The sequence below is a fragment of the Micromonospora sp. NPDC000442 genome, from assembly GCF_042898635.1.
Classification (GTDB): Bacteria; Actinomycetota; Actinomycetes; order Mycobacteriales; family Micromonosporaceae; genus Micromonospora.
On sequence record NZ_JBIAYZ010000043.1, the window covers coordinates 1 to 10,425 of the forward strand.

Genomic DNA, 10,425 nt, shown 5'->3' on the forward strand with positions numbered 1-10,425 from the left:
CGCCCGCGGCGACCGGGTCCGTGGGATGGCCGCCGCACAGGCCCACCTGGTGCACCGGGGTGTGGTGTACGACGTGGAGGTCGATACCACCCACACCGAGTCGATCGTGTGTGCCCAAACGATCGCGGCTCGGCTGTGAAGGGGCTGGACCTGCCATGACGCAGCCGCCGTCGTGCACCCGCCGAGCACGGAGCGCGGACGGCGGCAAATCCGGATGGCGGCCCGCTTGGTAGCCCGGGAAAGATCAAGATCATGGGATGCAGAGCTGCCAGGTGGGCATGGTCGAAGGTCAGCACGATTCATGAGGCTCGTGCTGGGAGCGCCGATGCGTGTGCCGGTGAGATCTATTCCTACAGATACCGCTTCTACACCCTCTGACAGTCTCTACGAGAGCTGTGTCGGCTTGGCGTGGTGCCCGAGCTGCCGTGAGTACTCCGGGACGGTGGTGTTTGTACCGCAGGACGAACGTGTCCCGGACCTGCTCGCCGAGATGCCAGCATCCGAGCGTGGGCGGTTGTTTCGAAGCGAGGTGAAACTGCTCAACCACCTTGATCGACTCGTCCCGCCGGGGATCTTGGCCGGGTCGCTGGCCGTGACCGGCGGACGTTCCCGACGAGCTGAAGCTCGTCCAGGACGTCGCGGATGCTATCGGCCTGTCCGAAGCGAACAGGCCACCTCTCGGCTTGAACGGATCGCCCGTGGCTAGGCGGTAACGAGACCTCTGACGACGCGGGTCTTGGACGCGCATTGGTTGGCCGGTGCTGTGGATCAGGGCTGGGACGCCACGGTGAGCTTTGCGATGTCTGGGGCATAGACGGTCATCCAGTGCGGATGCAGTCGGTAGTAGACCACGTCGTTGTCCCAGTCGAAGAGGTCGTCGCCATAGAAGTCCTTCAAGTACGCGAGCACGTCCGGCCAGTCCGTGGCCTGGTCGCCGTTTCGGGGGTTGAGGATCTCCACCTTGCCGTGCGTGAAGACGCCGAGGTCCTCACCGCGCATATGTGCGGCGCTGACGGCGGGCCGCGCCGCGAGGTGGCGCGCCTTGGCGGCGTCGGGCGCCGTGCCGAAGTACCACTTGCCTCGCAGGAAGTGCCCGTCCACACCGCTGATCCGCGGCTCACCCTTCGCCGTCACGCTGGACAGAGCGAGGGTGCACATGCCGGTGAGGACCTGGGTGAGCTGTTCCGCGTTCAGTGTGCGCGCGGTGTTGATGATCGAGCGGAGGTGGGAGGTGGAGCCGGCGAGGGAGGCGTCAAGGAGAGCTTGGAGCCTTTCGAGATCTTCTGGGGTTTCGCGCATGGAGGTCCTTGTCTCTCCGTATCTATCTGTGCCGAGGCCCGCACCTATCACCGGCGCCGACCGATGAACCCATGCTCCACCCAAAACCTGACACCTTGCGTCATATTTCGTCAACTGGCTTGCGGACGCCAGCGGACCGCACGGCAGCCGGCGCGACATGAATGACTCCCGGCTGGCGACGCGCACGCTCGGCAGCATGTGCGTGCGTCATCGCCACCCTCTAAGCTCTTCCCGTCCTCGCCCAAGGTGCGGTGGCTCCGGATGACCGCGCCCGCGATCCTGCAGGAGAGGGTGGCAGCCCGTTCGAGCCGGGCCGAGTCCGGGGGACGCCTCGCCAATGGCGAGGCCTCCCCAAGCCCTTTGTGAGCGGACAGCGGCATGAGCCTGCGATCCGCTGCGGAACCGTGCCCTGCCCGCCGTTCTAGCGACGACCGGGGGCAGCAATGACGCGAGGGCGCCGGACCACGTCAGGGCGCAGGATCCTAGCCTTGGGCTCGTGGAACGTATCGAATTCCGTACCATCGAGCAGGAACTCGGCGTCGGGATGTTCACGACACTCGTTCCGTACCTTAACGGCATGCCCCTGCCTGACCTGGTTCGCACGGCTGAGCTGCCCTTTGCGCGGCGGGAAGGGAAACCCAACCTCGCGGGCAGCTATGCGGGGCTGCTGGGCGACAGCGTGCGCTGGCCGAGTCGGCACTATCTCGGTGATCCGGTCCTGAGCTGGTTCGGTGACGGCGACACTGTGTTACTAGGGTGTACCTGCGGTGACTGGGGCTGCTGGCCGTTTACCGCGATAGTCACGGTTGCTGAGGACACGGTCAACTGGTCCGGCTATCGCACCGGACATCGTGATTGGGGCTACCACGAACTGCTTCCCGTCACCTTCGATCGCCTCCAGTACGAAGAAGCGCTGCGGGCGACAGTTCGCTGAGCAGGAGAGGCCACATCATCACGCCGTCGGCTCGCAGGGATGAACGTCCTCAACTCGGCAAAGCAGATTCCGTGTGGGAACATGTCAGAGGTTGTCGATGTAAATGTTCACTGTGCCCTGTGGTGCCGCCGGTTGCAGCACGGTTGCGGGTTCGGCTTCGGTGTACAGCCATATTCGGTGTGGACTCCAGTGCAGGAGCCCGCTGATGTCGCGGCTGCCGGAATAGCTGCCGTGTTCGGGTTGCAGCGGCCATCCGCGGGCGCGCAGGTGGGCGACGAGCCGGGTTACGGTCGTTTCCCGGCTGGCGCCGTCGTTGGCCGTCACCACGAACTTGGCCGTGCAGTTGCCGCTGCTGCCGCCGGAGGCACATGTGTCAGCCGAGACCAGGCGCAGCGACGTCGGCAGCGGAAGAATCTCGTCTACGCGAACAGGTACCCGGAACCTGCCGTCGCCGTCGATCTGGGCGATGCCGAGCCCGCCACCGCATAGCAGCACCACGCCGGCCAGCGGCACCACCGAGGCGATCCACCGAACTGTCAGACAGTTCCACTCCACCATCGAGGCATGCCAGATGCGGTCGATGATCAACGCCGCCAGGCACACCGCACCAACGAGCAACCACATCACGAACCAGTCAAGCCACGGCGCGACCGGCAGACCACGGGGCCACTGCGAGACAGCGAACAACGTGGCCAGCACGACGATGAACCCGGCACCGACAACCACACCCACACCACGACCGCTGCGGGTGCCCCACGCCCACGCACTGACCACGATTACCCCGAAGACCGCCGCCACCACCGCCGGCCAGGGCGCCCCCTGCCAGTACGGCAACACCACCAGCCCCGCGCTGCCCGCGCTCAGCCACCACCGCCAGCCCTCACCAGCCGCCATCGCCATACCCGGATCGTAGGATCACCAGGGCCGTCAGCGGCACGCACTCGACCCCAGCACACCTGCCGCCCGGCACCGAGTCGGACCACGTGGGCCGACACTCACGTCGCCGTGGACGGCTGGACGGTGGCCATCACGGACATCACCGCCACCGTTGAGCGCGTGAGGGACCTCCTGCACAGTGGCGACGAACAGGCCGCAGCAGCCCACCTGCCCGTCGAACATGCTTACCCGCTGCCGGCTCAGATCGGCGCCGGCCTCGACGCCAGCCCGCATGTCACCGCCGACGACGTGCCCGAGCAGCAGCACGGACAGTGACGGCCGCTCGGCAGGTCAGCGCGCCCACTCGGCGGCATGTGACTGATCCGACGGCAATCGACTATCGGTCAGCGCAAGGGGCTGGTGATGAACAGCCGCGTCCGAGGTCTTGCCCCTGCTGTTGTGAAGTCCGCGCGCCGGCCCTGGGTCGCATACGATGGCCTTGGCCTGCGATGCTGCCTGGGCCGAGACGATTGTGGACGTCGGCTGCGGCAACGGCACCTTCCGCGAGCTGCGCCGCCGCGAGCGGACCGTGCTGGTCACCGGTCTGGAGCGGTCCAGCACGGTGGTGCTTCGCTTCTGCGGGCCGCGCCGGCCTTGATCTCCGACGCATCACGTACGTCGGACCGATGGGATGAAATGATGCGCAATACCGAGATGGCGAAGCTGGGCGGGCTTGTCGGCGAATGGGCGACGAAGATTTCGGATGCCTTCTTCCTCGAACCGCCGGGCACCGAGGTGCCGGGCACTACCAGGATCGAGTGGCTCGGGGAATCGCTCCTGGTCGCGAAATCGCAGTTCGGCGGGGGCGGGCAGGCGCGTTCCGAGATGAGTCTCGTCCTGGGACGCAGCGACGCGAACGATCGGTTCGTCGCGCTCTATGAAGACGACCGCGGCGTCTGCCGCGAGTTCGCCATGACCTTCGACGGTGAGCACTGGACGATGACCCGTGAGGACCCGGACTTCCACCAGCGGTTCATCGCCAACGTCGACAAGGACCGGATCCTCGGCCGCTGGGAGGCCTCCGAGGACGCCGGCCACTCCTGGCGGAAAGACTTCGACCTCACCTTCGAGCGCGCCTGAGATCTGGCGCCTCCGATCGACGAGCACCGCGCACCATCGGCGGCAGATCCGCGCACAAGTGGATCTACGCTTACGGCCATGGCTCGCTTTTACCGTCGTCGCTGGGACGAATCGCACGGCGACGAGTTCGACGCCTGGGGGCACTCGGTCTGGTACTTCGAGGTGGATGACGACGGTTGGCCGGTTCGGCAGATTGAGGTGTACGACCGCGGCCCGGTTCTCCGGTACGGACCCGGACATGAGGCAGACCAGTGCGGTGGCCTCGGGCAGGCTAGCCTGGATGATCTAGACGAGGGCTGGAGCCGATTCGTCATCACGCGAACCACGTTCGAAGACGCCTGGGGCTCCGCTGGCGGGTAGTCCGAGCCCCTCAAACCAGCCTCGCCTGGCGGCATGTGCATGCGCGTGATCTCGTGCGGTCGCGCCTGGGCGAAGATCGCCGTCCGCGTGATCCTCACGAACCCCCGCTACACCGGCTGGCAGGTCTGGAACAAGCAGCGCACCGACGAGGTGCTCGTAGACGTGGATGATGTGGCACTGGGGCACATGCCGGTCATGCGGTGGAACCCGCAGAACAAGTGGATCACCTCACAGGAGGTCGTCCACGAACCTCTCGTCACTGACGAGGTCTTCAACGCCGCTCGCGAACTGCTCGGGTCGCGAGCGCACAAGCCCGCCACCCACAAGCCACACCGCACACGGCATCCGTATGTCTTCAAGAGCCTCATCTACTGCTCGGTGTGCCAACGCCGCATGCAGGGCCAGCACTCCCACGGCGTCGCCTACTACCGGTGCCGCTACCTCTCCGACTACGCCCTGGCCAACCGTGTCGATCACCCTAAGAACGTGATCATGCGCGAAGACCAGGCAATCGGCTCGATCGACCACTGGATCGCCTCCGCTTTCGACCCCTCACGACGCGATCAGACGATCGAGCTGCTGGCTCGCCAGCTCGGCGCAGAGGTCCGGCCGGCGATTCCACGACAACGGGCCGCTGGTGACATCACCGCGGAGTTCGACAAGAAAATCGCCCGCTACAGACAGGCTCTCGACGAGGGAGCCAGCCCGGCGGTCGTGGCGGGCTGGATCGCCGAAGCTGAACAGCAGCGCGACGAGGCGCTGGCAAGCCGCCCCGCTGCACGCGAGTCCGACGCCATCGACTCGATGACCGCCGAGCTGGGCAACATTGCTGCGGCATTGGAGGAGGCAGACCCCGAAGACAAGCTCGACCTGTACCGAAGCCTACGGCTGATCCTGACGTACTGCGCAGAAACATAAACGGTGCACGCCGATATTGATCTTGGCGAACACCGTTGGGATTTGGTTCGTGTCCGAGGGAGGACTTGAACCCCTACGCGCGGCGCATGCGCCGGAATACGGCGCAGAAGCATGGGCGCCAGCCTAGCAGGACTGGCTGGGCCGCACCGACTCGAAGGCCGCAGCCGCCGTTCACCTGCCCTTGAGCAGACGTGCCGGGTGTCGGGGTGCCGCTATCGGACGCCAGCCGCGGTGCCTGGGCGCGGCGGGTCGGCGGCGTGTAGCGTCCGATTATGGGCGGCGGAAAGGGCGACGTGGGTGCCGGGTGGCGCACCTCGCGTGGTGCCGACGAAGTGGCGTTGTTGTCGGAAGAGATCAGCGCTGCGCGGGTGACGGCGCTGCGTCACGCGGTCGCCGCGGCGGCCCGTTCGGCGGGTCTGGTGGGCCAGGGGTTGGAGGACTTCGTGTTGGCGGTGCATGAGTTGGTCACCAACGTGGTGCGCCATGGCGGCGGCAGCGGCGAGGTGCGTCTGTGGCAGCACTCTGACGTGCTGACCTGTCAGGTCAGCGATAACGGGCCCGGGTTGGGTGAGGTGGACGTCGCGCTGCCGTCACCGGGGAAGGTCGGTTACCGGGGATTGTGGCTGGCGAAGCAGCTCACCGAGGGATTGGTGGTCGACAACTCCGGTCAGGGTACGACCGTCTTTGTGACGGCGCGGCTGCCGGCCCGATCGATCGTGAACGAGGGACGGTGACAGTGGCCACGGAGCAGACCTGGCAATGGCGTGTCGACGTCGGTGCCGCTCGCCGTGTCGTGGTGCTGTCGGGTGAGATTGACATGTCGGGTGCCGACCGGCTCGACGACCTGTTGCACGAGACGATCGCCCAGGCCGCGGAGGTGGAGGTGGACCTGGCGGGGTTGACCTTCATTGACTCCACCGTGCTGAGCATCCTGGTCGGCGCGTACCACCACGCGGCTGACCGGGGAGTGAATCTCACTCTGGTCAACGCTGCTGGGCAGGTTCGCCGGGTCCTCGACATGACCGGCATCATGCAGTTGCTCGGCCGGGTGGCAGATGCGCCACCCGCAGCGATCTGAGGACGCGAGGCTGGGGTTTCGTCGCGAGGGCTGCCGGCGCGGCGCTGGGACCGTGGGATACTCAGCTGCTGCCTGTCGTGCGCTCGAGGAAGCGGATCATGAGTACGGTGGCGTCGTCCTGGAGTCGGTTGTCCTGGTGGGCGAGGATCGCGTGGACGAGACGGCGGGCGGTCTCTGGTGGCGGAAGTCCGTCGGCCAGGGCCCGGACGGTGAAGTCGACCAGCCGCTCGGTGCCGAAGCGCGTCCCGTCAACCGATCGGGCCTCGATGATGCCGTCGGTGTAGAAGAGCACGTCGTCGCCGGGTTCGAGGGTTTCCTCGACGACCACCGGAGGGCGCCGGTCGCCGAGGGTCACCGGTAGGGCGGTGGGGGTGGGCAGGATGGTGGCGACTTTGCCGTGGCGGAGCACCAGCCCGCCCGGGTGTCCGGCGGAGATGACCCGCAGCCGGCCGGTGCGCTGGTCGAGTTCGGCCAGCATCCCGGTGATCAGTCCGCGCCGGTCGTGGTCACGCACCGCGTTGTCGATGTGGTGGTAGGTCTCGATTAGGTCGAACCCGCTCCGGCGGGCGTTGCGGTACGCGGCCAGGGCCAGGCTGGCGAGGATCACGGCACGCATCCCGCCACCGGAGCCGTGCCCGACGGCGTCGAACAGGGCGAGGTGGGCGGTGTCGCCGTTGACCGCGTAGTCGAAGGCGTCGCCACCCACGTCGTAGCAGGGCTCCAGGATCCCGCTGATGATCATGTTGCCCGTGGAGAAGGTAAGCGGTGGGAGTTGGGCGCGCAGCATCTCGGCGGCGAGGCGCATCGGCGCCTGTCGGCGGATCTGCTCGATCGTGTCGCTGTAGTGCGACCGCGTGATCACCATCTCGGTGAGCAGAGAGGCGACGGCCTCGAACGCCGCCACGGCGGAGTCGGGCACGGCAGCCGCGGCGATCACCTCCGCGACGCCCATCCGCTCCAGACCGTTGACCAGCGGCAACCACAGCCGCACACCGTCGTCCACCGGGCCGCCCACGGGGCGCAGCATGCTGAACGCCCGGCCGGCCAGGGTTCCCTCGATGGTCAGCGGCTCCCGGGGCGGCACGTCCGGGCCGGGCAGGGGAACCAGCTGACGTTGCTCGTGATCGACCAGGTAGAGGACCATGTCGTCGGCACCGAGTTGCCGCGCCGCCCATCGAGCCATTCCCGGCAGGTCCTCCGGCCGGGCGTGGTGCGACTGCCGCAACAGACCTCGTAGTACGTCCCGCTCTCCCATGCCCACCAACCTTCACCCCTGCCCTCTCGAGGCGCCCGACCGGTCAGAGTACGCGGGTGCTCCACCCATCCAGCACAGCGCGTAAAGGCGACAGTGCCGTAGGGCAGGCCGAGGCCCACCGTGGTGGAATCGATCGGCGCGATCTGCTCGGTAGTGCCAGCCAGGTACGTTGCTGCGACCCGACCGGTTCTCCCTCGTGGCTGAACCGTCACTCGGCTGCACATGACCCGACGCTAGGTCCGGCCGAAGTATCGGCACTGTCGTCTCGACGGGTCGGCGAAGAAGGGGCGTTCCCGCTCAGGTAGGAGGCGACGGTGTCTCCGGTGGGCGCACGGCTGAGTGGCGGGTGTCAGCCACGGCGACGCCGATCAGAACCGCGGCGGCGGCGATGGAGGCGATCAGCGTGTTGGTGAACGCGAGCGGGAACATGACCAGGGCCAGGGTGACGATCGCGACGACGCGGCGGCGGGACAGCCGGTCGAACACGACCCGCTCCAGGCGGATCCGACCGTAGAGGAACAGCGCCGGGCCACCCAGGATCAACACAATCCACACCGGGTAGGGCCGGTCGAGGGCGTGTTGCTGCACGATCTCGTGGCCGATCGCGGTGGCGACGATGCCGAGCACCATCACGATGTGCGCCGCGCCGGCAACCCGACCGAGCATGCTCCGGTCGGCCACGGCGTCCAGCGCCGCACCGAGCATCTCCCCGGAGCGATGGAAGTAGACCCGCCAGAGCAGTACCGTCGTGACGTACGCGGTGACCAGCCCGACGGTCGTCTCAGTCGTGACCGGCGCGTTGGTGTAGGCGATGCCGACCGCCAAGACGGTTTCCCCGAGAGCGATCAGGAGTAGCTGCTGATATCGCTCCGGAAGGTGTCGGCCGCGCTCCACCGCCCATCCGCTCGCGAGGAGCCGAGGCATCCCGCGCACGGGCCAGCCGAGCCGGGCACCAGTGATATCGGCAGCCATCGCTGTTGCCCATAGCGCCAGCCGCTGCTCATCCTTCACCACCGCACCGCCTATCCACAGGACCGCCGAACCGGCGAACCAGATCGCCGACCGGATGAACAGCGCCCGGACGGGATCACCGACTGGCAGCACGCGGATGAGCAGCAGGGGTCGACCGACCTGAAGAAGCACGTACGGCAACACGAAGGCCATACCACGCCCGAAGAACGCGTACGGCAGCGACGTCGACATGATCATGATGCCGAAGGCGCTGGTGAGCACCATCAGCTGGATCTTCCGCTGCCGAGGGTCGAAGCGGCTGGTGATATGGCCGGTGGTCGTCCAGAGCCAAAGCAACGGCAGCGCCAACACCACGGTCGCTAACAGCGACGACCAGCGGGTTGCCGACTCGTCGCTGGTCAATGACGGCACGATCCGGGTGACCACCCCGTTGAGCGCGAACACCAGCACCAGATCGAAGAACAACTCGAGATAGTTGGCCTGACCGGCGCTCTCCCGGCCACCCGGCACATCACGTCCCCGATCGCCGCCCACCCGTCCATGCTCCGCCCGACCCGATCCCCCTGTCACCGTTCCGCCTAACTTGATCTCAACCTGTGCGTCGTGGCCTTGGACTGTTTGAGGTCTTCGTTTCTTGGTGCTGCTGTTCGGCTTGTTGCTGGTAGCGGCGGTGACGATGTAGACGTCGTGGCGGGCGGCTCAGTGGCGGCTGGGTGTCCGGGTGGGTCGTCCGGGGCCTGGTCGGCTGGGTTTCGGCGCGGCGGCGGGCAGCCGGCACAGACCAGGACCAGCAGCGGCGCGTTCGCCCGGCGCTTCGTGCGGCGGCGGCCGAGCGGCTGCTCTCCCCGGCGGGGATGCGGGCCCGGACGGTGAATCCGCCGTCCGGTCGCCGGTCCGAGCCGGTTCGGCACCCGGGCCCACACCGGCGGCATCCATCTGCTGTCCGCGCCCAGGCGACACGGACTGTCGGCTCCTCTGCTTGCTTGCGCACGGCCAGCGGCAGCCCTTTGGCGGCGGGGCGGCGGAGGACAGCTGCTGTCGGCAGTGCTTCTGGTTGAGGACCGTCGCCCTGTCACCACACTCCGAAGGTCGAGCGGTCCGAAGGCTCCCATTGCCGGACTTTCGGGGCGATTCGGTGGAAGCGGCGAGCACGGCATGAAGGAGCCACTCCTGTAGTCGCGCCCGCCGCTGCAACACCCGTGACGCGCTCGCTGCGTTCTGGTCTCGCGGCCCGCTGTTCGTACTGGTCACTCGTCTGTGTGACGGTGGGCGGCCGTCCCGCTCTGGACCGTATGCGCCACCGTTAAACGGAGATGCCGACCAGGTGAGTTCGATCAAGGTTTCCGGCCGGGGCCGACTCAGGGCGCCCGACCGGGATCTTTCCCAGGTCCAGGAACAGGTGCAATCGCTGTCGACTTGTGGAGCGGATTGCCCAGCTGAGGCGTTTCTCGTGGTTGACATCTACAGTCGCCCACAAGCAGATGGCATCTTGTCCGCGTCGGAGGGATTACGACATTAGGTGAAGGTGATGTCGGCAGGCGATGATGCCTGTGCGCGCGGCGGTGGCGCGTGAGGGAGGTGGCGGGGTGGACG

10 protein-coding genes and 2 pseudogenes are annotated in these 10,425 nt (G+C 67.1%); 8 read left to right on the top strand and 4 right to left on the bottom strand.

From position 1 onward, the window contains the following. Positions 1-139 (top strand): annotated as a pseudogene (locus ACFY2A_RS30335) (chloramphenicol phosphotransferase); the annotation flags it as partial. A gap of 629 nt (positions 140-768) precedes the next feature. On the opposite strand, the gene ACFY2A_RS30340 reads toward ACFY2A_RS30335, so the two are convergent. Beyond that, complete coding sequence (locus tag ACFY2A_RS30340) at positions 769-1,299, bottom strand: pyridoxamine 5'-phosphate oxidase family protein (RefSeq protein ID WP_363924178.1); 531 nt, start codon at positions 1,297-1,299, stop codon at positions 769-771. Between the two features lie 496 nt (positions 1,300-1,795). On the opposite strand from ACFY2A_RS30340, the gene ACFY2A_RS30345 reads away from it, so the two are divergent. Next, positions 1,796-2,233: a hypothetical protein gene (locus ACFY2A_RS30345; RefSeq protein ID WP_363924177.1), complete on the top strand. Its 438-nt coding sequence runs from the start codon at positions 1,796-1,798 to the stop codon at positions 2,231-2,233. Positions 2,234-2,317: 84 nt separating this feature from the next. Here the strand turns inward: ACFY2A_RS30345 and ACFY2A_RS30350 are convergent, their stop codons facing one another. After that, positions 2,318-3,133: a hypothetical protein gene (locus tag ACFY2A_RS30350; protein WP_387176743.1), complete on the bottom strand. Its 816-nt coding sequence runs from the start codon at positions 3,131-3,133 to the stop codon at positions 2,318-2,320. Between the two features lie 105 nt (positions 3,134-3,238). Between ACFY2A_RS30350 and ACFY2A_RS30355 the strand changes: the two are divergent. The 6 genes and pseudogenes from ACFY2A_RS30355 to ACFY2A_RS30380 all read left to right on the top strand — a co-directional run. Next, positions 3,239-3,445, top strand: a pseudogene (locus tag ACFY2A_RS30355) (DUF4291 domain-containing protein); the annotation flags it as partial. Between the two features lie 157 nt (positions 3,446-3,602). After that, entirely contained in the window at positions 3,603-3,767 is a 165-nt protein-coding gene (locus tag ACFY2A_RS30360) for a hypothetical protein (protein ID WP_387176745.1), read from the top strand. Positions 3,768-3,808: 41 nt separating this feature from the next. Beyond that, a complete protein-coding gene (locus ACFY2A_RS30365; RefSeq protein WP_387176747.1) occupies positions 3,809-4,249 on the top strand; it encodes a hypothetical protein in 441 nt (146 codons plus the stop codon). 393 nt (positions 4,250-4,642) lie between these two features. Next, entirely contained in the window at positions 4,643-5,527 is an 885-nt protein-coding gene (locus tag ACFY2A_RS30370; protein ID WP_387176749.1) for a recombinase family protein, read from the top strand. Between the two features lie 272 nt (positions 5,528-5,799). Further along, a complete protein-coding gene (locus ACFY2A_RS30375) occupies positions 5,800-6,261 on the top strand; it encodes an ATP-binding protein (RefSeq protein WP_387176751.1) in 462 nt (153 codons plus the stop codon). Continuing rightward, complete coding sequence (locus ACFY2A_RS30380) at positions 6,258-6,605, top strand: STAS domain-containing protein (protein ID WP_387176753.1); 348 nt, start codon at positions 6,258-6,260, stop codon at positions 6,603-6,605. The genes ACFY2A_RS30375 and ACFY2A_RS30380 overlap by 4 nt, the downstream gene beginning before the upstream one ends. A 61-nt stretch (positions 6,606-6,666) precedes the next feature. Here the strand turns inward: ACFY2A_RS30380 and ACFY2A_RS30385 are convergent, their stop codons facing one another. Together ACFY2A_RS30385 and ACFY2A_RS30390 are read right to left on the bottom strand one after the other, a co-directional pair. Next, positions 6,667-7,860, bottom strand: a complete 1,194-nt coding sequence (locus ACFY2A_RS30385) for a PP2C family protein-serine/threonine phosphatase (RefSeq protein WP_387176755.1) — start codon at positions 7,858-7,860, stop codon at positions 6,667-6,669. A gap of 297 nt (positions 7,861-8,157) precedes the next feature. Then, positions 8,158-9,366, bottom strand: coding sequence for a low temperature requirement protein A (locus tag ACFY2A_RS30390; protein WP_387176757.1), 1,209 nt, complete (start codon positions 9,364-9,366; stop codon positions 8,158-8,160). Between the last annotated feature and the right edge of the window lie 1,059 nt (positions 9,367-10,425).

Bases quoted from the DNA above. Each gene is read 5' to 3' on its own strand.
- ACFY2A_RS30350 (WP_387176743.1), bottom strand. From the start codon at position 3,133: ATGGCGATGGCGGCTGGTGAGGGCTGGCGGTGGTGGCTGAGCGCGGGC.
- ACFY2A_RS30360 (WP_387176745.1), top strand. From the start codon at position 3,603: ATGGCCTTGGCCTGCGATGCTGCCTGGGCCGAGACGATTGTGGACGTC.
- ACFY2A_RS30370 (WP_387176749.1), top strand. From the start codon at position 4,643: ATGTGCATGCGCGTGATCTCGTGCGGTCGCGCCTGGGCGAAGATCGCC.
- ACFY2A_RS30365 (WP_387176747.1), top strand. From the start codon at position 3,809: ATGCGCAATACCGAGATGGCGAAGCTGGGCGGGCTTGTCGGCGAATGG.
- ACFY2A_RS30385 (WP_387176755.1), bottom strand. From the start codon at position 7,860: ATGGGAGAGCGGGACGTACTACGAGGTCTGTTGCGGCAGTCGCACCAC.
- ACFY2A_RS30375 (WP_387176751.1), top strand. From the start codon at position 5,800: ATGGGCGGCGGAAAGGGCGACGTGGGTGCCGGGTGGCGCACCTCGCGT.
- ACFY2A_RS30340 (WP_363924178.1), bottom strand. From the start codon at position 1,299: ATGCGCGAAACCCCAGAAGATCTCGAAAGGCTCCAAGCTCTCCTTGAC.